19 protein-coding genes and 3 pseudogenes are annotated in these 19,057 nt (G+C 37.7%); 5 read left to right on the forward strand and 17 right to left on the reverse strand.

What is annotated here, in order from left to right:
- Positions 1 to 181: 181 nt before the first annotated feature.
- From K8L98_RS14430 to K8L98_RS14460, 7 genes are all read right to left on the reverse strand, one after another.
- Positions 182 to 967 (reverse strand): 3-hydroxybutyrate dehydrogenase, encoded by a 786-nt coding sequence (locus K8L98_RS14430; protein WP_223435679.1) that lies wholly within the window; start codon positions 965 to 967, stop codon positions 182 to 184.
- A gap of 26 nt (positions 968 to 993) precedes the next feature.
- A complete protein-coding gene (locus tag K8L98_RS14435) occupies positions 994 to 1,647 on the reverse strand; it encodes a CoA transferase subunit B (RefSeq protein WP_223435680.1) in 654 nt (217 codons plus the stop codon).
- A gap of 15 nt (positions 1,648 to 1,662) precedes the next feature.
- A complete protein-coding gene (locus tag K8L98_RS14440) occupies positions 1,663 to 2,364 on the reverse strand; it encodes a CoA transferase subunit A (RefSeq protein WP_223435681.1) in 702 nt (233 codons plus the stop codon).
- A gap of 30 nt (positions 2,365 to 2,394) precedes the next feature.
- Entirely contained in the window at positions 2,395 to 3,837 is a 1,443-nt protein-coding gene (locus tag K8L98_RS14445) for a GntP family permease (RefSeq protein ID WP_223435682.1), read from the reverse strand.
- A gap of 462 nt (positions 3,838 to 4,299) precedes the next feature.
- Positions 4,300 to 4,767: a GNAT family N-acetyltransferase gene (locus tag K8L98_RS14450; RefSeq protein WP_223435684.1), complete on the reverse strand. Its 468-nt coding sequence runs from the start codon at positions 4,765 to 4,767 to the stop codon at positions 4,300 to 4,302.
- Between the two features lie 86 nt (positions 4,768 to 4,853).
- Positions 4,854 to 5,507, reverse strand: coding sequence for an HAD family hydrolase (locus K8L98_RS14455; RefSeq protein ID WP_223435687.1), 654 nt, complete (start codon positions 5,505 to 5,507; stop codon positions 4,854 to 4,856).
- A 270-nt stretch (positions 5,508 to 5,777) separates the two neighbouring features.
- Positions 5,778 to 6,590, reverse strand: coding sequence for an alpha/beta fold hydrolase (locus K8L98_RS14460; protein ID WP_223435688.1), 813 nt, complete (start codon positions 6,588 to 6,590; stop codon positions 5,778 to 5,780).
- 169 nt (positions 6,591 to 6,759) lie between these two features.
- Here K8L98_RS14460 and K8L98_RS14465 point away from each other — a divergent pair, with 169 nt between their 5' ends.
- On the forward strand, positions 6,760 to 8,322 hold the full coding sequence (locus K8L98_RS14465) for an alkaline phosphatase family protein (protein ID WP_223435689.1): 1,563 nt from the start codon (positions 6,760 to 6,762) through the stop codon (positions 8,320 to 8,322).
- 119 nt (positions 8,323 to 8,441) lie between these two features.
- Here K8L98_RS14465 and K8L98_RS14470 read toward each other — a convergent pair whose 3' ends face one another.
- The 7 genes from K8L98_RS14470 to K8L98_RS14500 form a co-directional block, all read right to left on the reverse strand.
- Complete coding sequence (locus K8L98_RS14470; RefSeq protein ID WP_420828871.1) at positions 8,442 to 9,140, reverse strand: polysaccharide deacetylase family protein; 699 nt, start codon at positions 9,138 to 9,140, stop codon at positions 8,442 to 8,444.
- Positions 9,141 to 9,295: 155 nt separating this feature from the next.
- On the reverse strand, positions 9,296 to 9,715 hold the full coding sequence (gene fosM / locus K8L98_RS14475; protein WP_223435692.1) for a FosM family fosfomycin resistance protein: 420 nt from the start codon (positions 9,713 to 9,715) through the stop codon (positions 9,296 to 9,298).
- Between the two features lie 331 nt (positions 9,716 to 10,046).
- On the reverse strand, positions 10,047 to 10,724 hold the full coding sequence (locus tag K8L98_RS14480) for an amino acid ABC transporter permease (protein WP_223435694.1): 678 nt from the start codon (positions 10,722 to 10,724) through the stop codon (positions 10,047 to 10,049).
- Between the two features lie 25 nt (positions 10,725 to 10,749).
- Positions 10,750 to 11,598 (reverse strand): transporter substrate-binding domain-containing protein, encoded by an 849-nt coding sequence (locus tag K8L98_RS14485; RefSeq protein WP_223435696.1) that lies wholly within the window; start codon positions 11,596 to 11,598, stop codon positions 10,750 to 10,752.
- 108 nt (positions 11,599 to 11,706) lie between these two features.
- Positions 11,707 to 11,958, reverse strand: coding sequence for a DUF2164 domain-containing protein (locus K8L98_RS14490; protein ID WP_338036975.1), 252 nt, complete (start codon positions 11,956 to 11,958; stop codon positions 11,707 to 11,709).
- 116 nt (positions 11,959 to 12,074) lie between these two features.
- The gene (locus tag K8L98_RS14495) at positions 12,075 to 12,419 is read right to left on the reverse strand and encodes an avidin-fold protein (RefSeq protein ID WP_223435697.1); all 345 of its coding nucleotides are present in this window, start codon (positions 12,417 to 12,419) and stop codon (positions 12,075 to 12,077) included.
- A 413-nt stretch (positions 12,420 to 12,832) separates the two neighbouring features.
- Positions 12,833 to 13,285: a MarR family winged helix-turn-helix transcriptional regulator gene (locus K8L98_RS14500; RefSeq protein WP_223435698.1), complete on the reverse strand. Its 453-nt coding sequence runs from the start codon at positions 13,283 to 13,285 to the stop codon at positions 12,833 to 12,835.
- Positions 13,286 to 13,408: 123 nt separating this feature from the next.
- On the opposite strand from K8L98_RS14500, the gene K8L98_RS14505 reads away from it, so the two are divergent.
- Positions 13,409 to 13,849 carry a GNAT family N-acetyltransferase gene (locus K8L98_RS14505; protein WP_223435699.1) on the forward strand — a complete coding sequence of 147 codons (441 nt, stop codon included), beginning with the start codon at positions 13,409 to 13,411 and terminating at the stop codon, positions 13,847 to 13,849.
- A gap of 2 nt (positions 13,850 to 13,851) precedes the next feature.
- Positions 13,852 to 14,059 (forward strand): annotated as a pseudogene (locus tag K8L98_RS14510) (DUF6198 family protein); the annotation flags it as partial.
- Positions 14,060 to 14,325: 266 nt separating this feature from the next.
- Here K8L98_RS14510 and K8L98_RS14515 read toward each other — a convergent pair.
- The 3 genes from K8L98_RS14515 to K8L98_RS14525 all read right to left on the reverse strand — a co-directional run bounded on the left by K8L98_RS14515 (position 14,326) and on the right by K8L98_RS14525 (position 18,037).
- A complete protein-coding gene (locus K8L98_RS14515) occupies positions 14,326 to 15,033 on the reverse strand; it encodes a GntR family transcriptional regulator (protein WP_223435700.1) in 708 nt (235 codons plus the stop codon).
- A gap of 85 nt (positions 15,034 to 15,118) precedes the next feature.
- Positions 15,119 to 16,528, reverse strand: coding sequence for a GH1 family beta-glucosidase (locus tag K8L98_RS14520; protein ID WP_223435701.1), 1,410 nt, complete (start codon positions 16,526 to 16,528; stop codon positions 15,119 to 15,121).
- A 315-nt stretch (positions 16,529 to 16,843) separates the two neighbouring features.
- Positions 16,844 to 18,037, reverse strand: coding sequence for a nucleoside transporter C-terminal domain-containing protein (locus K8L98_RS14525; protein WP_223435703.1), 1,194 nt, complete (start codon positions 18,035 to 18,037; stop codon positions 16,844 to 16,846).
- Positions 18,038 to 18,363: 326 nt separating this feature from the next.
- Here K8L98_RS14525 and K8L98_RS26995 point away from each other — a divergent pair.
- Together K8L98_RS26995 and K8L98_RS27000 are read left to right on the forward strand one after the other, a co-directional pair.
- Positions 18,364 to 18,438 (forward strand): annotated as a pseudogene (locus tag K8L98_RS26995) (KGG domain-containing protein); the annotation flags it as partial.
- Between the two features lie 255 nt (positions 18,439 to 18,693).
- Positions 18,694 to 18,801: pseudogene (locus K8L98_RS27000) on the forward strand (KGG domain-containing protein); the annotation flags it as partial.
- Positions 18,802 to 19,057: the final 256 nt, after the last annotated feature.

The raw sequence follows: 19,057 nt of genomic DNA on the forward strand, positions 1-19,057 counted from the left end.
TCCTGGTTATCTGAAATAAACCGTTTACATTTGTATGTTCATCTTACACAGACCTATTAATAAAAATCAATAGATTGGAAGATTCAGATTAAAAAATCACTCTGGTAAAGAAAGACAATTTATTTTTCTTTGCAAAAAAATAAAGGACAGCTTTGGCTGTCCCTTTTCTAGAATATGAGTATTATTGTACGGTATACCCGCCATCAAGAATAGCTGCCTGACCGGTAATTCCTTTTGCTTTATCACTTGCCAGAAAGACTGCATAATCGGCAATTTCCTGTACAGAGAGCAATCTTTTCTGCGGTACGAGAGGATAAATCACTTGTTCTAGAACACGTTCAAGCTCTACATTCCGCGTTTTTGCAAGGTCAGCAAGCTGGTTGCGAACCAAAGGGGTATCAACGTAGCCCGGACAAAGTGCGTTAACGGTGATTCCATGTTCCGCCCCTTCAAGCGCAGCAACCTTTGTCAGTCCGATGACACCGTGTTTGGCGCTGTTGTAGGCCGCTTTTCCAGCAAAACCGATCACTCCATTAATAGATGCCATATTGATAATCCTGCCAAACTTTTGTTTTTTCATGATTGGAAAAACGTGTTTGGTAGCTACAAATGGTGCTGTCAACATGACTTTGATCAGGAATTCAAACCGGTCAGTTGGGAATTCTTCGATTGGAGAAACATGCTGCAGACCAGCATTGTTAACAAGAATGTCCAAGCGCCCGTACTGTTTTTGAACGGTTTCAATCGTTTGAATGATCTGATCTTCCTTTGTTACATCGCAAGCAGCAGCAATGGATTCAAAACCTTCTTCCTTCAATTGTGCAGCAGCTGCTTCGGCAGCTTCCAGATTCACATCTGAAATGACCACAGCCGCTCCTTCTTTTGCGAATTCCTTTGCAACTTCAAATCCTATGCCGCTCGCGGCACCTGTCACAAGCGCTATTTTTTCCTTAAGTAATCGATTCATCGCCATTGTCCTTTCTATTGCTCGCCTTAATGGGCGGTCATCAGTGATTGACTTATTGTAAATGAGGCCTCTGTTTTCTCTTTTACTTCCTCAATGGTTACACCGTCCTGAAGTTCAACGAGCTCCATCGTGCCATCTGCAAAATCAAATACAGCAAGCTCTGTAATTAGACGGTTAACAACCTGTTTCCCTGTCAAAGGAAGCGTGCATTCTTTTTTAACCTTGGATTCACCATATTTATTGACATGTTCCATAATGACAATAATCCGTTTGGCGCCATTAACCAGATCCATGGCACCTCCCATTCCCTTAACCATTTTTCCTGGGATCATCCAGTTCGCAAGATCTCCCTGTTCGGAAACCTCCATGCCTCCTAGAATGGCAAGATCAATATGTCCGCCGCGTATCATGGCGAAGGATTCTGCACTGTCAAAATAAGATGCACCAGGTACACTTGTTACCGTTTCTTTTCCTGCATTGATCAGGTCTGGATCTTCTGTTCCTGCAATCGGATACGGTCCGATTCCAAGCAGGCCATTCTCCGATTGCAAAAGCACATTATAATCATCAGGAATTTCATTTGCTACAAGAGTAGGCATCCCGATTCCAAGATTTACGTTCATGCCGTCTTTTATTTCTTTAACTGCTCGCTTCACCATTTTTTGTCTGCTGTCACTCATGTTTTTGCCTCCTTTTTATGCCTGACGAACCGTAAGGCGTTCAATTCGTTTTTCATAGTTCGCACCAAGCAATACATGCTGGACATAAATGCCGGGTGTATGAATTTCGTCGGGATTCAGCTCTCCGGCTTCAACAATTTCTTCGACCTCTGCTATCGTAATTTTCCCGGCCATCGCAGCCACTGGATTAAAGTTTCGGGAAGTCTTTCTGAAAACCAAGTTACCAAGCGGGTCCGCTTTCCATGCTTTAACTAGGGCAAAGTCTCCAACGATTCCTCTTTCAAGGATATACGTCCTGCCATCGAAATCTTTGTGTTCCTTTCCTTCAGCCACCTTTGTTCCAACTCCGGTTGCTGTATAAAAGCCAGGAATTCCAGCGCCGCCAGCCCGCATTCTCTCAGCCAAAGTTCCTTGAGGGATCAGCTCCACTTCCAATTCTCCGCTTAAATACTGACGTTCAAAAATTTTGTTTTCTCCTACATAAGAAGACATCATTTTTTTGATTTGTTTGTTTGCAAGCAGCAAGCCCAGGCCCCAATCGTCAACTCCGCAGTTATTGCTTACAACAGTAAGATCTTTGACACCTTTATCTCTTAAAGCAAGAATCGTTTTTTCAGGTATGCCGCAGAGGCCGAAGCCTCCAACGACCAATGTTGCACCGTCTTCTATCTTATCAATTGCTTGTTTAAATGAGTCTAAAACTTTTCCCTTAGCCATCTAAGTTTCCTCTCTTTCTATGAAAATTGTTTAAACTAGGCCGAATAGGCTGTAAATAGCGATAATGACAAAGACAGCAACTGTCTTAATAATCGTAATGGCAAAAATATCACGGTAAGATTGACGGTGAGTAAGACCTGTAACCGCTAGAAGCGTAATAACCGCTCCATTGTGAGGCAGAGTATCCATACCGCCTGATGCCATAGAAATAACCCTATGCATAACTTCCGGAGGAATATTGAACTTTTCAATTGCCTCTAAATACTTATCTGACATTGCGCTAAGCGCAATTCCCATCCCTCCGGATGCGGAGCCTGTGATACCTGCAAGTGCGGTCGTTGTCACAGCTCCGTTTACAAGCGGATCCGTAAATGTTGAGGAAATACCGTTGCTCACCGTTTTAAATCCAGGAAGTGCAGCGATGACTCCGCCAAATCCATACTCAGCTCCTGTATTCATGGCGGCAAGAAGTGCACCGCCGATTCCAGCATTCAAACCGTCTTTAATGTTAGCGGTTACAGCTTTCCAGTCAAAAGCAATTGTCGTGATGATTCCTACTAATAGCGCAAGTTCAACAGACCATATTGCAACAACAGATGGAAGTTCGATTTTACCAAATGCTTCAAGTCCGATCGCTGAGAAATCAAATCCGTTTGGATACCATTTTGGAAAAGAAACGGTGAAGAATTTGTTCATGACACCAACCAGAATAAGTGGTACGAAGGCTAAAATCTGACGGGCAGCACTAAGTTCCGTTCTTGCTGAAACAGCTGCCTCTTCTTTTTCACGAGCAAGCTCCGGATCCAGCCCAGCTGCAGTCTCTGAGTGAAATCCTGCATACCCTTCACCTGCTTTTTCCGCTTTTTTACGTCGTGATTCCAAATACCACATTCCAAGTGACAAGACAAAAATCGCACCTATAATCCCAAGAACAGGAGCTGCATAAATGTCAGTTTTGAAGAAAGTTGTCGGGATGACATTTTGAATCTGCGGCGTACCTGGAAGTGCGTCCATCGTAAAAGTAAAAGCTCCAAGAGCAATTGTTCCGGGAATCAGACGTTTTGGAATATCTGCCTCAATGAACAGATTTTTAGCAAATGGATAGACTGCGAACACCACAACGAACAAACTGACACCGCTGTATGTCAGGATGGCACCCATCAGAACAATCGCAAGAATCGCTCTCTTTGCTCCTACTAGCTTTACAATCGTTTTGGCAATGGATTCAGCAAGACCGGACATTTCCACGACCTTTCCAAAAATAGCTCCAAGCAAGAATACCGGAAAATAAAGTTTAATGAATCCGACCATTTTCTCCATAAACACGTTAGAGAAAAACGGCAGTACATAACTCGGATCTGTCAGCAATACTGCAAACAGAGCACAGATCGGAGCAAACAAAATAACTGAAAATCCACGATAAGCAACAAACATCAGTAAACTTAGTGATAATAAAATAATAATGATTTCCACAAACATCCCCCTTTTTGGCCTCTTTAATTCTTGAAATTGAGCAGACTTTAGCTGGTAAGCGCTTACAACATGTGCAATCAGACCTGTTTTCGCTCTCCTTCTAAATGACCAGCTCGTTTTTATACTTGCAAGAAGTGTGCCAACTATTTATTCTTTTATGAAAATTCATACAATAGCCCCAATTCCGCTTCCTTGTTGGCTTTGCGTTACAGATAGACTGAATATTTAATAAAAAGAGCCACTAAAAATTCCGGAATTCAGGAATTAATTTCGAATGAGTTCCGTTATTACGGAAAATTCCGCAATAACGGAACTCATCTAATAAAACTTAATTTGGCCGGATAATAGGCTTTCGGCATTTAAGTACCGCAGAAGTTTTATTTATTTCCAGCCAGCGACTGATTACTTCCTATATGTACATAATCCACCAAACATCTAAATCAGACGCAGGCTGGTTTAATGTTATACTTTCAAACTCAAAATCAATTGTTCTCCAATTCTCCCTATCTTTCTTCTTCCCGTATCCGTAAATCCAACTTTTTGATAAAGCTTCTGAGCTGGAATATTTCTTTTATTGACTGCGAGTACAACTTCCTTGCATTTTGGAAAGTGCTGATTTAGGAACGGCTTTAATTGATTCATTCCCCGGAATGCATATCCTTTCCCCTGCTGAACATGATTAACTGAAAATGCAGTCAGCAGCATGGCATCCGGATTGTCAGTATACTCTTTCACTCTGTCACTTGAATGCAGAACAAAAAAACCGACTGGTTCCATACCGCATATAATGACGACAGGGTGTTTTTCATATGTTATTTCCGCCATCAGATTTGGTAATGCAGTGAACGGAAGCTGATCCTCCGGCAGGCTGAATCTATTGATAAGATCGAAATATTCAGTTTTATATAATTGTAACTCTATAAGTTTCATAAATATCCGCCTTTGTAAACAGGATGAAAAATTTTCAGCTGTGAGGTTCAACATTCACAGATAAACTTGTATTAAATTAAAAATCTTTAATTTCTGGTGTTCATCCGATTAATAAATTCCCTAAATTCTTTTATATTTTTCATAACTTGGTTTGGCTGTGTAACAAAATTAATCGTTTGATATTCCGGCAGCCATTGCACCCCGATTGTATAAACATTTGCTCGAACTCCTGCAAGAATGTCTGCCTCACTGTCTCCGATAAAAAGGGCCTCATTATTTTCTGTGCCAAGAATAAATAATGCCTTCTTTACTCCCTCAGGATGAGGTTTTGGTTTTTTAACATCGTCTCCTGTAATGATTACGTCAAACAGGCCAACCATGTTTAGGGCTTCTAAGGATATCTCTAAACTTCTTTTTGCTTTTCCAGTCACAATGCCGAGCTTTAATCCCCTGTCTTTTAGAAGCCGGATTAATTCATCTATTTCATTGTTTTTTTCAACCAGCTCTGGATGCATCTCAAGATATTTTTCATAGTATCTTTCAATTGCTTTCTCTTTTTCCTCATTTAGAAGATTCTCCCGAATAATCCCTGTTTCTGAAGGACCAAACATCCCAACTATTTCTTCTGCAGAAACATCTCTCCTATCAAACTCTTTAAATACTGATTGAAAGGCATAAAAACACACTGGCAAAGTATTGGCCAAAGTTCCGTCAAAATCAAAAAGGACCGCTTTCATCATCCACACTTCCTTTCTATTCCTCTTTTCCAATATTATCAAATTTACTGTTGGATATTGAGTGCAAAAATAGAATCTTCAGCAAAGTTCTTTCTATTGGCTCAAAGGGTTAACAAGCTGCTCCTTTTAAATAAGATAGGGTTTGATTCATTCTCTAAAAACAATATGAGCTTCCACTTTTGTAATCTGAGCTCCGAGACAAATGCCCTTGGCTAAAGGACATCTTCTCTCTCTTAAAAAATCCTTTCATTCATAATAAAATAGGCGGCCTTTTTAAAAGAGCTGCCTTTGTAAATTTATGGTATTGTCATGGGTGAAATTCACTCGATTTAGGACAAATCCTGTAACAATTTCATTGAATATGTTCCATTTCTTCGTAGGAAGCTGATGATTTTGGTTAGTAAATAGGAAAAATTCTGCGTGTTTGCATTTATTTCGATAAAGTTTTAAATAATGGTTCGTCCAGTCTCCTGCTTCACCGTACATAAACAGCATAGGCATCGTGATGAGATGAAGTTTGTCGAGGCAGCTGTATTGCAAAGAGTGAATATAATATTGCTTCCAAACTTCTTTGTCCGCTTTTTTCATATGGCCACTTAGCATTTTTCTCATCTTTTTATCTTTTGTATGACTCCTTGAAATCATTTCTATTAATAAATTCAAATGATTATCTGCCATATAAATGCCGGAACGATGCAATATTTGTCCTGACGCATCATCAACGCATGGATAGGCGCCTGATAAAATGAGCAATTCGATTCTTTCTGAATGATAAATGGCAAGATGCTGGGCGATCTGGCACCCCGCTGAGTATCCGCATATAACAGCTTTTTCCAGATTTAAAGCATCCATAAAACATACTATTTCACTTGCATAATACGAAATCGAAATTTCTTGCGAAGCAGTCTCACTATCTCCGTGGCCGCTTAAGTCCGGAAAAATAACTCTCATATGCTTTGATAAATTGTGCTGATAATAAAACACTTTTTTTCCCATACCGGGAGGATGAATAAATATAACCGGTATCCCTTGACCGAATTCTTCGTAATGAAAAGAATTGCAGCTGTCTATCTTGATTGAGGGCATAATTTTTTCACTCCAAATGATTCTTGAGCCGACTATTTGATTTCCTTTTCGCTATCTTACCTTCCCCTTATAAAAAATTCTTTATTCACTTTTTCATTGCGTTTTTTAACATGATTGCAGAGATATTGTAAATAATAAGGAGAACTTGTAAACCGAAGGTGGAGTCTGAATGAAGAATTGTGCGCTAGCTCTAGTAACCCTTTCGATCATCCTGATTACCGGCTGCTCAGCCAATAATGATCAAGTCTCTCCAAACATTATTCAAACAAAAAACTCCTCTTCACCAAAAGTGATTCTTCTTGTTGTGGATTCATTAATGGACAAACCATTAAAAAAAGCGATTCATGAAAATAAAGCCCCTGCACTCGAATTTTTCCTGAACAACGGTCAGTACAGTAAAGAGCTGGTAAGTGCTTATCCAACTATGTCCGTTACTATTGACAGCACTTTGCTTACAGGAACAAGCCCGGATAAGCATAAAATACCCGGTCTTGTTTGGTATAACGAAGATGAACAGCGGGTGATCAGCTATGGGAATGGACTCTTAGAAACCTTAAAGTATGGAGTTACGAATGTGGCAGACAACAGCCTCTATCAATTTAATAACGAAGATCTAAGTGAAAATGTGAAAACAATCCATGAAGATCTGGATGATAGAGGAAAACAAACTGCCTCTATCAATGCAGTAATATACAGGGGAAATTATCAGCATACCTTAAGGGTTCCAAAAATTTTAGCAAAAACGACTTCCCTGCCGGACAAATACAATACAACCGGACCAAAGATATTAACTTTAGGAGATTTTCTTAATCAGGATCCGGAAAACAATCATGTGATAAATCGATTAGGTATTAATGATGCTTTTGCTGTTCAAGAGTTAACCTATCTTCTAAAAAACAAGCTTCTTCCTGACTTTACAATTTTGTACTTGCCTGAAAATGATCATGCAGTCCATAGAAAAGGACCTAAAACAACGGATGGGATTGAAAAGCTTGATAAACATCTTCAAGAAATATTGAATACTTATCCAAAGTGGAATGACGCTCTCGCAAATAGAGTATGGATTATTATGGGGGACGGTAATCAATCAGCTGTAGAAAAGAACAAAAAGAAAGCCTTGATCGACTTAAGAGATGCCCTATCGGATTACAAGCTTTTAAAGCTTGGTGATCAAGTTCAAAAAAACACTGAAATTGCTATTACTGCAAATGAACGAATGGCATATATATACAAACTGAAAAAGGATCCCTCTATAAAAAAAATAGCCAGTAATTTGCAGACAGATCCCCGGATTGCCTGGATTGCCTGGAAAGAAAACGATATGGTGCAAGTTATTTCAAAAGGAAGCAAAGGAACTCTCCAATTTAAACCTGGAGGCCCTTATCAAGATCGTTATCATCAAAACTGGGAGATAAAAGGGAACATGGACATTTTAGATTTGAAAGCAAATAGCCGCAAACAGCTTAGCTATGGGGATTACCCTGATGGTTTATCAAGATTGTATGGAGCCATTCATTCACAAGAAGGAGAATTTCTAATAGCGGATGCAAACCCCGGCTATGAATTCATAGGAGAAAGCTCTCCAGAACATACTGGCGGAGGAGCCCACGGTTCTATGCACAAAGTCGATTCTTATGCTCCTATAATCGTTACAGGAACCGGGCATCACATTGATCAATTACGGATTGTTGATTTAAAAAACTGGATTATTAATATCTTAGGAGAAGAATAATTACATGGGATATGACATCTAATACAAAAAGCAACCTGGTTCATTTCTCAGGTTGCTTTTTCTAATTGAAAGTTTATGTATAAACAAAATAAAGACAGGATTACTGCCTTTATACAGTCCTAATATTTTTGTAATTCATTCACCGTAACGAATTCATAACCTTCTTCTGCTAATGATTTGATGATTTCTTCCAGAGCTTTTAGTTCTTTTCCAGTTTTATCGTACATTGGATGAAGCAAAATGATGGACCCTGGTTCAGTCTTTTCAGTTACATAACTTACTTTGTCAGATATGGAACTGTAGTATGTGTCTGGTTCAATGTCCCATGTGATTGTATCCATTTGACGTTTGTTTAAATAATAGGGCAGCAGGGCTAATTTTTTCCCGTTTGGAGGCCGAAAATCAATTTCTCCTTCATAGCCTGCAAGACGTATTAAGTTGTTTGTTTTTTCGATTTCCTCCTTGATGAATGATGGTGACTTAAAAATCATTCTGCTGTGAGAATATGTATGATTTCCAATCTGATGTCCCGCTTCCGCTATCATCTGTCCTTCTTTCGCATGATTTTCCAGCTCATTTCCGATTAAAAAGAAGGTACCCTTCGCATGATATTTATCCAGTATAGCCAATATTTCATCCGTATTTCCTGCTGGTCCATCATCAAATGTCAATGCAACTGCTTTTTGTGACGTTTCAACATTGCTGGTTAACCCGCCAAATAATTGAAAGGTTCTTGAATTCATTAAATGATACATAGAGAATAAAAGAATAATGAACGAAATTAATCCTATAAATGGTATGACATATCTTTTTTTCAACATAAACTAAACCTCTTACTTCTTTTCTTTATTTTGGATTATTTTTCAACTAACGAATACCCAATATAAACAAGAGTTTTACTTTAATTCTCCAAAAAAATACATGGTACCTAATTATATCATTTATGAAGAAGCAAGTATTTCCTCGTTTGAAATTAGAAAAATTCCATATGTTTTTTCTCCTGTCGATAATAAGTCAATCTGTCTTCCAGTGTACCCGTATGAAATTCAAACTTATGACCATCCGGGTCTGTAAAATAAATTGATTTTTTATCTTTCACATCTCTTGAACGCCCAGAAAGAATGTTTACATTTAACTTTTTCAACCGATCACACATTTTATCAAAATCCGCTTCATCTATTGAAAAAGCTATATGTGTATATGATTGATTATGTTCCCTGCGGGAAATATTTTTTTCCTCATTGAGAGCGAGCCACATGCCATTTAAATCAAAATAGGCAGTGCTTCTTCCTTTTACCAATAACTTTGCATCAAATACATGCTGGTAAAATTTGATTGAGTGCTCCAAATCAGTAACGGAAAATAAAAAATGATTCAAACCTTTAATAGTCATGCCTTCACCTCATTAAAGATAAATTGTTTTTTACTATTCTTCCGGTGCGTCAACTAGTATTTCAGTTTTAATAAAATCTATCATTATGAAAATTTTCTCATGGAATAATTTTTATTGCCTCCTGTTTAACTATAGATGGCTAAGTAAATATCTTGTTACATTAGTGTGAGAGACTGTTCATGCACGAAACAGGCTTAAAACGCTGCATACATCATTTCATGCAGAAGTCCTACTCCCAGCACTAAGTATAATCCATTTTAAAAAAAGATAAAATCAAAGAAGCCGGATTTTCTTATTAATGAAAATCAGGCTCCAATGCTGTGACTTTAATTTATAATAGGTATTCATATCTTTTTTCGAGGTAATTTTGGGCAATTGTCAAAAGAGAACAAATTCCCCAATAAATAAGGGCAACTAGAATATACATTGTCATGTAATCAAGCTCCCTTCCTCCGACTATTTTAGCCTGCTGAAATAGCTCCGGCACAGTAATCATCGCGGCCAGTGAGGATGCTTTCGTCAAATCAAGCAGCACGTTAGAAAGAGGGGGCAGCGCAATTCTGAATGCCTGCGGCAAAATAATTCCTCTCATCGTCTGCCAGTAGGAAAGTCCAAGCGACTTGGAAGCCTCCCACTGTCCGCGGTCAACAGAGGCTAAAGCTGAGCGGTTAATTTCTGCCATATAGGCTGCACTGTTTAAACTGAAGCCGATTAAAGCAGCCGTTATGGCCGTGAACTCGATGCCGATAATTGGAAATCCAAAATATAAAATAAACAGAATAACAAGAATCGGAACCCCTCGCATAAACGAAATATAGATTCTAGCCGGCCACCTGAAAAACGAGTACTTAGAAGTGCGTCCTAGTGCGAGAAAAAAACCGAGCACCAAGCCAATTGCCATGCTGACTAAGGAAATGAGCAGGGTATTCCAGATCCCTTGTATCACATATGGAAAAGACTCCACTGCAAGTTCATAATTAAAGACGTATTCCCACTGAATATCTCCCATCGCACTCACCTTCTTCAGTTACCAGTTACTCAAAATCAACATCCGGTTTTTTTGAAACATCAGCACCATCAAAGAATTTCTTCGAGATCTCTGAAATGGTTCCATCTTCATGCATTTCTTTTAATGCTGCATCCATGTTCTTTTTCAATTCAGCGCTTCCTTTTTTCATAATGATGCCCTGGCTGTTAGGGTTGAACTTGATGTCAGGATGAATGGCAATATTTAAGTCAGGGAACGCTGCAACCGCAAGGCGCTGCAGGTAATAATCATTTAAAATAACGTCGGTTCTTCCAGTTGATACATCTCTTAAGTATTGATCATTTGTTGCATTGTCATAAATGACTTCCTCTGCTCCGTATTCACGGGCAACAGCCATGTATGTAGTCGTTGCTTCTCCCGCTGCTTTCTTCCCTTTTAAATCCTCTAATGATTTTATTCCAGAAAGATCGTCTTTCCGGACCATCGCTGTACCGTATGAAAATTTATATGGATCGGCGAAATCGAATTTTTCTTTTCGTTCATTATTAATCATAATATCGTTTGCAGCGATGTCTACTTTTCCGCTTTGGATGGATGTCAGCATTCCGTCAAATGCCATCTCAGAAAATTCTGCTTCCAGATCCATGCGCTTCGCCATTTCACGAACAACCTCTACCTCATATCCAGTCAGCTCATTTGTTTCTGAATCGTGGTAAGACGTTGGATAAAGCGTGCCAGAAGTAGCAACTGTCAGCTTGCCTTCTTCTTTTATTGTATCCCATGCCGTTTTTTCTTCTTTTTTCTCTGCAGAACTGCTGCATCCGGCAATCACTAATGCAAATGCCATCATAATCATCATGGCATTCAGCTTCTTTGAAGTAAATAATCTTGTCATACGAATCCACCTTTTTTCTATAATCCTATAAAAGATAGCATTACAGCAGGGATTTCGCAATTTTTTTGTTCAAAAAAAGCTTACAGAGACTGTAAGCTTAACACTAATTTATCTTTTAATAGATCTTTCAAGTGCATAAAGATCTTCTTCCATCGTCTGCATTCTTTGTTCAACTAAATTTTTAGCGTCTTTAATCGCCTGATTATAAAAGTGTGGCCCGATGGATTCTTTAATGAACTCCAATAGATTTTCAGCCGCAAGCTCGCCAATTTCATCCCCATTTTCCTGGTAGTAGTAGCGCTGAATATCTTCAATCATCATCATTTTTTCTTCTTTGGTAAACTTAATAAACATCTTCATCAGCCTTTCTTTCTTGTTCTCTTCACTTTTTTGATGATAACAAGAAAGAAAAAAGAAAGGCAGACTGGTATTTTGAAAAATTCTGTGTACAAAGTGAAAAAGATCGTCTGATTATCTTACTTAACAATTTCCTCTATAATAGATTCTCCCTCTGTCTGATCCCGGTCAAACCACTGCCATTGTTCATGAAGTCTGATTCTGCCGTCAGATAATATCTCTGGCTTGGAAAAGCAGTGCCCTCCCCTGATTTCATTGTTTACATTGACGTGGTTATACTTAAATTCTAATGTACCATCCTCTTTAACAAGCCCAATTAATGTCCCTTTGACAATCTCTCCGCCTTCATAAGCTGCTGAAAGTATTTGGCCATCTTGTTTATACGTAAAAACAGTTTTAGAGGAGACCTCTCCATTTGCAGTATTTTCTACAGACACAAAGCGGCGATTATGGTAATTGATCATTTTGATTCTCCTTTATAAAATTTTATGCCATCTTATCATATTTAATAAATGTATCCAATTATTTATTTCAATTTTATAAAAATTACGAAAAATGAACTGGATCGCATGTACAATATATTTCACGGAAGTGTGCTAATTGGCTTTAGAATTCCCAATTTATATGAATGGCCGATGACTACTGACAGACCACATTTAAATGATAGGATTGGCACACTAATTCACACCGCTTTTAGCGGTGTCTTTTTTTGCATACAAAAACTCAGTTCATTGTAGAACTGAGTTAACAAGTTATTCCATAATAGCCCCAGATTGCTGCTATTCCCGGCGCTAAATACCGTGTATTTTCAGATTTTCTCTCCAAAACGGAACCCCTTAGAAAAAAAGGCGAGTTTTTCAAAATCCAAGTTATTTTTTCAGTATTCTCTCTTGTTTCCCTTTTTTACAAAGTCCCAATCGACCTCTATATTTTTTCTAACCTTTTGAAGAAGATTATAAATGATATCTATTTCTTCTTCGGAAAATCCAGATAATGCAACCATATTGGAGTATTCTCCTTCTCTCTTTAAAAAGGGATATACTTTTTCACCTTTCCCAGTTGGAAATAGTTTTTTAATTTTTTTGTTGTTATCATCATCTTTCTTTTCAATAAAACCTTGCATCGCAAGTTTTTTTATTGCACGGGCTGCTGTTGTTCGGTCTACCTTTATCATTTCTGCTAATTTTTCTTGAATAATTCCTGGATTTTCACAGATTCGAATAAGATACAAATACTGCCCTTTTGTAAGATCATGTTCTTTAAATTCTATATTACTTATAGAGTCTAATGCCCTTGCTATCATTCCAATTTCACGAAGTATTTCCTTCATTCAAAAAACTCCCAACGTTTTTTGTTGCATTTACAACAATATTATTTTCCTGTATACTGTTCGAAGATATTTAATTTATTATGACTTGTCTGATTAAATAAATCCAGAAAGGGCTGAAGATAAGTGGAGTCAGAAAGAATAACTGTGGAAGATGATTTAAAAAAAGCATTTCATATCAGAAAAGAAGTATTTGTTAGAGAACAAGGCGTATCATTTGAAGATGAATTTGATGATTTTGACACACTTAATGGACTATGTGAACACATTTTAGTCTATTACAATCAACAGCCAGCCGGAACGGGAAGATTAAGAGTTGTTGATGGCTCAGGTAAATTGGAAAGAATCTGTATCCTAGAGCCTTACCGGAAATTTGGACTTGGAAAAGGAATTATTAAAGCGTTAGAAGAAATAGCTGAAGAAAAAGGAGTATCCAGGGTTAAATTACACGGTCAAACTCAAGCTGAGGGTTTTTATAAAAAACTTGGCTATCAGACTTCATCAAGTATATTTATGGAAGATGGAATTCCGCACATTTTAATGACTAAAGAATTATCTATTAAATAATTATGAAAAGGTTAAGTAAATCGAAATATATTATTTATGGATTAAGGATCATGATCTTAACTCTTGGTATTTCACTGACTATACAATCAGACCTTGGAACATCACCTTTTGATGCAATTTGGCAGGAATATCTATAAAAGTAGGTCTTACTGCAGGAAGTTGGGAAATCATATAGCCTTTAACCTAATATTTTGTAATTCCTTTTTAAAACCATTCTATATAGAATGGTTTTTGATTTCCTTCTTCTGCCCTGACCCGTTTGTATAATAAGAAAAAGCTGCCGAAAATGGCAGCCTGCAACTGAAGTAAAGCACCCGTCAGTTGACAAGGATTTCTTCATAGCTTTATTGTGTGAGCACCCACAATAACATAAAGGTAATTTGATTATTTACAAGACGAACGTACACTGAGCGATTTCAGGAGCACCATATAATAAACCGGATAAGAACAGGAGTCTTAACTGCTTAAATCTTATTTTATTTAAAATTGATTCGATTTAATATTTTTGCTTTTTGATAATGAAATAAAGAATTAGATAATTCAAAGATAGTTCCGTTAGTTAAGAATACTGTATTTTCAATGATCAATGCTGGATCATCCGGATTAACATGGAGCAATCTCGCACTTGCTTCATCGATTTTTTCGCAGTTGATTACTTTGTCGGCAAAACCAATGTTTAATTTTAAGTCCTCTATAAGGTACCTATAAATAGAACTCGATGCAATATCTTCATTTAAATATGGCACAATATCTTTTTTAAAGTAACTTATTTCAATTGAGAAGGGTTCTTTGTCTACAATTCGCAGCCGCTTAATATAATAAAGTTTTGTTCCCGCTTCACAGCGCATTTGTTTTGATTTTACTTCATCAGCTTCTATCACATGTAAATCCAAAATCTTCGTCTCAATTATTTTTGAAGTCAAATCTTTTGTTAATCCTCTAAGACTGCCTAAGTTAATATAATCTGATACCGATTTTTCCCGTAAAAACATTCCGCTCCCTTGCACCTGATAGATATAACCTCGATTGACCAGCTGATTAATGGCTTTTCGGATCGTATTTCGGCTCACTTCAAAATTTTTCATCAGTTCTTCTTCTGTCGGCAGCTTTTTCGTTTTATCAAATTTCCCATCCCTAATTTCACGTTCTAAACAATCTGCTATTTCTTTATATTTAACAGCCATATAATCTCCCTATCATTCGTTCAATCATTTTTTCTTTATTATACACAAAACCTCTTGATTAAAATCAAGAGGTTTTCCTTCTACTTTACAGCTCTTCTCCTCTCGTCTCAATAATATGCTTATACCAATGAAACGACAGCTTTTTCTTTCGGTTTAAATGATCATGATGATCCACGTAAATAAATCCGTATTGCTTTTTATAGCCGTTTAACCAGCTTAATAGATCAATGACAGACCATGCGTAATACCCTTTTAAATGTATGCCTTCTTTGATTGCACGCTTAATCACTTTTAAATGTTCCTCAATATATTTAATACGGGGAACATCCACTATTTCCCCATCAATAATCGGATCCTCATCACCAAGCCCGTTTTCTGTTACATACATCTTAATATCACCATAACGATCTTTCAACATATGCAGTCCGTCTAAAAATCCTTGAGGCGAGATTTCCCATCCCCATTTTGTATATGTTTTATCTTCCATTTTTACGGTCCGATAAAAACCATCAAAAGACGGGTTGCCTGGAGCTAGAGTAGATGTTTCTCTTGAATGTTCCTTAGATGAATCCGCCTCATGATTTTTTTCTACTCGAATGGGCTGGTAATAATTAAGTCCTATAAAATCATTTTTTCCCGCATTTCTTTTTATCGTATCCAGTTCTTCTTCTGTCCAGCTTGGCGTCCAGCCTTTCTCCTTTAACTGCTCAGCCACATAAGACGGATATTCACCTTTTAATATTGGATCATAATACCAAAAAGTTTCATATTCATTGGCATGCCTGGCAGCTACTACATTCTCATGTTTATCATCTATGCTGTAAGCTGGCAAGAAAACATGGGTAATACCTATCTCCCCGTAATGATTCAGTTTTTTATAGACTTCTACGGTTTTTGCATGTGCATAAAACACGTAATGCGTCGCTTGAAAGTACTTCTTCTCATCGTTTTGGATACCAGGCGGATGTGCTCCTTTTAAATAGCCTAATCCGCAAAACATAACTGTTTCATTGAACGTAATCCAATGTTTGACGCGGTCGCCGAATGACTGAAAACAAATTTCTGCATACTTGACAAAGGCGTCAGCTGTTCGCTTATTTGTCCATCCTCCGTCTTCTTCAAGAGTCAGAGGCAAATCCCAATGATACAGTGTAACGAATGGAACAATACCATATTTTAAACATTCATCAATCACATTATTATAAAATTCCAAGCCCTTTTCATTGACTTCTCCGTCTCCTGTCGGCAAAATACGGGCCCATGAAATGGAAAAACGGTACGATTCAAGCCCCATCTCTGCCATTAACTTAATATCTTCTTTGTAGCGATGATAATGGTCTATGGCTACATCTCCGTTTGTGCCGTTATACGTTTTCCCCGGAATCTTTGAAAAGACATCCCAGTTCGTTTTACCTTTACCATCTTCATTCCAGGCGCCTTCTATTTGATAAGAAGCAGAAGCTGCTCCGAATAAAAAATCATATGGAAACTTCATTTTAAACCCTCCATTTTTATATCAGCTCACCTAATTCATTGCCATATATTATATTTATAGGTACAAATATTAATGTGATTATATCCTTTTTTTCAATTTTTGACTACATAAATTTCGTAACATATTAAAACATACGTATAAAAGACAGTATCTGCGGTAATGGGAGAATTAAATCCAAGCGCCATTAATAAAGAAAAAAGACGTTAATCCTTCTGAATTAACGCCCCCTCCTTAACTTGAAGATGAAAGTAACCTTACTTTTCCCCTTATTGTATCTTGTTTTCCTTCTTACATTCTTTTATATCAGTAACCTATTTACCAAATGAATAATCCAACAACCATAGCACTTAACAAGGAAACAGCCATTCCGCTCAGCAGCATCTTCCAGACATTCCTTCCGATAATGTGCGATTTTTCTTCATCAAGGATGGAATTAAATGTTCCATAAATCATGCCTACTGTACTGAAGTTGGCAAATGAGGTGAGGAATGTCACTGCAACGGCCACAGTATGCGGAGCAAGGGTGTCAACTTTATCTTTTAAATCGAGCAAGGCAACAAACTCATTGGTAGCAAGTTTGATTCCCATTAATTGAGCAACATACATCGCATCACTCCCAGTTAAACCTAGCAAGAAAGCGAATGGACTAAAAAGAACTGAGAAGATTTTTTGAATCGTCAAACCGTTGACAAAGAAACTTAATATACCGTTTAAGCTGGCCGTCAATGCTACATAACCGATTACCATAGCTGTAATGACAATAACCATCTTGATTCCCACAAGCATACTGTTAGAAATAGTGGAAAAGAAATCTTTACGTTCCTCTTTAGTAGGAACATATACGACATCCTCCTCTTTGCTGACAGCTACAGGATTAAGCATGTTAGCGATCAGCAGTGCGTTTAAACAGTTTAATGGAATAGCAACAAACACATATGTAGCAGGAACCATGGATAAATAAGCCCCGATAATGGATCCGCTAATACTGCTCATGCCCATTATTCCAAATGTCAGCAATCTCTGAGTTTTTATAGCACCAAGCTGGAGACGCAGAACAGCAAGAGCTTCGGTATTTCCAAGGAACATCATCTGAATGGAAAAAAAGCTCTCAAGTTTTGGCAATCCGGATACTTTTGAGATGAGCCAGCCTACTTTATCGATAATCCAGGTCAGGATACCGAAATACGATAAAATGTCAAAAAACGTAATAATGAAAATAATCGGCATTAATGCACTGAAAAAGAAATCTACCTGCTCATTTGCCATTGCTGATGGGAAAACAAAAGAAATTCCTTCATTTGCACAAGCAATCAGCCAGGTAAAGAAAGCTGCAATTTGATTGATGACCCATGTCCCGATTTTAGTCGATAACATGAACCAAGTAATTATGAATTCAACAACGATCAAGGTAAGAATAGCTTTCCATTTAACATTCCTTTTATTAGGTGAACAAATATAAACAATTCCAATTACCACTAGTACACCCAGTATATTTAACAAGAAATACATCCTATCACCCTCCTTGATTTATCATTGCCAATATCTTTTTTTATATTTGTGAAAAGATTATCGCTCTTTCATTCCATCCTGTTAGCACTGGCACAACAGGATAAAGGGATTAATTGATAATCATATATAGAAATGATATTTTCAGTTTTATTTATCTAATTATTACATTCTTATCTAGTACATTTGGCCGTAATGATAAAAAAGCAGTTTGATTGCTAAGCTGACGGGTATTAAAAAAGTGTGGTTAAAAAATCCAAATTTATTAGGAGGTATTTTCAATGGCTAATCAAAACAATGGCAAAATGAGCCGCGAAGAAGCAGGACGGATGGGCGGACAGGCTACAGCTGATTCTCATGATAAGGAATTTTACCAGGAAATCGGAAAAAAAGGCGGCGAAGCAAATGCCGCTCAGCAAAATCAATCGAATTCTAACAACAGCAGTTCAAACAATAATGATAAAATGAGCCGCGAGGAAGCAGGACGCAAAGGCGGACAAGCAAGCTCCTCTAACCAAAACCAATCGAATTCTAACAACAGCTCAAACAATAATGATAAAATGAGCCGCGAAGAAGCAGGACGCAAAGGCGGACAAGCTAGCTCCTCTAACCAAAATCAATCGAATTCTAACAGCAGCAGCTCTGGCGATAACGGTAAAATGAGCCGCGAAGAAGCGGGACGCAAAGGCGGACAAGCTACAGCTGATTCTCATGATAAAGAGTTTTACCAGGAGATTGGGCAAAAAGGCGGCGAAAAAAGCAGACGATAAAAGGATGGACTACAATCACACCTTCCAGTAATGGAAGGTGTTTTTTGTTAGTTGAATATTAAAAGTCATACAAATAAAATGGTGAGAACCCGCTTCCAATCACAATTATCCTTTATTAAATGCTGTCTTATATATGATCTATCCTGCCTTCTTTTATGTCCCCCCTTCCTCATAATCTCCTGCCCCTGAAGACCTATTCTCTAAATGAGAAGTTGGAATAGATTTAATAAAATGGATTTCTCTCCGAAAAAAG

Source organism: Metabacillus dongyingensis, assembly GCF_019933155.2.
In the GTDB taxonomy this organism is placed as follows: domain Bacteria; phylum Bacillota; class Bacilli; order Bacillales; family Bacillaceae; genus Bacillus_P; species Bacillus_P dongyingensis.

Excerpts from the sequence above, each read along its gene's own strand:
- K8L98_RS14515 (WP_223435700.1), bottom strand. The coding sequence starts at position 15,033 with ATGGCTGTTAAATATAAAGAAATAGCAGATTGTTTAGAACGTGAAATT.
- K8L98_RS14495 (WP_223435697.1), bottom strand. The coding sequence starts at position 12,419 with ATGATCAATTACCATAATCGCCGCTTTGTGTCTGTAGAAAATACTGCA.
- fosM (WP_223435692.1), bottom strand. The coding sequence starts at position 9,715 with ATGACTATTAAAGGTTTGAATCATTTTTTATTTTCCGTTACTGATTTG.
- K8L98_RS14440 (WP_223435681.1), bottom strand. The coding sequence starts at position 2,364 with ATGGCTAAGGGAAAAGTTTTAGACTCATTTAAACAAGCAATTGATAAG.
- K8L98_RS14430 (WP_223435679.1), bottom strand. The coding sequence starts at position 967 with ATGAATCGATTACTTAAGGAAAAAATAGCGCTTGTGACAGGTGCCGCG.
- K8L98_RS14490 (WP_338036975.1), bottom strand. The coding sequence starts at position 11,958 with ATGAAGATGTTTATTAAGTTTACCAAAGAAGAAAAAATGATGATGATT.
- K8L98_RS14480 (WP_223435694.1), bottom strand. The coding sequence starts at position 10,724 with ATGGGAGATATTCAGTGGGAATACGTCTTTAATTATGAACTTGCAGTG.
- K8L98_RS14450 (WP_223435684.1), bottom strand. The coding sequence starts at position 4,767 with ATGAAACTTATAGAGTTACAATTATATAAAACTGAATATTTCGATCTT.
- K8L98_RS14485 (WP_223435696.1), bottom strand. The coding sequence starts at position 11,598 with ATGACAAGATTATTTACTTCAAAGAAGCTGAATGCCATGATGATTATG.
- K8L98_RS14465 (WP_223435689.1), top strand. The coding sequence starts at position 6,760 with ATGAAGAATTGTGCGCTAGCTCTAGTAACCCTTTCGATCATCCTGATT.
- K8L98_RS14520 (WP_223435701.1), bottom strand. The coding sequence starts at position 16,528 with ATGAAGTTTCCATATGATTTTTTATTCGGAGCAGCTTCTGCTTCTTAT.
- K8L98_RS14455 (WP_223435687.1), bottom strand. The coding sequence starts at position 5,507 with ATGATGAAAGCGGTCCTTTTTGATTTTGACGGAACTTTGGCCAATACT.
- K8L98_RS14500 (WP_223435698.1), bottom strand. The coding sequence starts at position 13,285 with ATGAAGGAAATACTTCGTGAAATTGGAATGATAGCAAGGGCATTAGAC.
- K8L98_RS14435 (WP_223435680.1), bottom strand. The coding sequence starts at position 1,647 with ATGAGTGACAGCAGACAAAAAATGGTGAAGCGAGCAGTTAAAGAAATA.
- K8L98_RS14525 (WP_223435703.1), bottom strand. The coding sequence starts at position 18,037 with ATGTATTTCTTGTTAAATATACTGGGTGTACTAGTGGTAATTGGAATT.
- K8L98_RS14460 (WP_223435688.1), bottom strand. The coding sequence starts at position 6,590 with ATGCCCTCAATCAAGATAGACAGCTGCAATTCTTTTCATTACGAAGAA.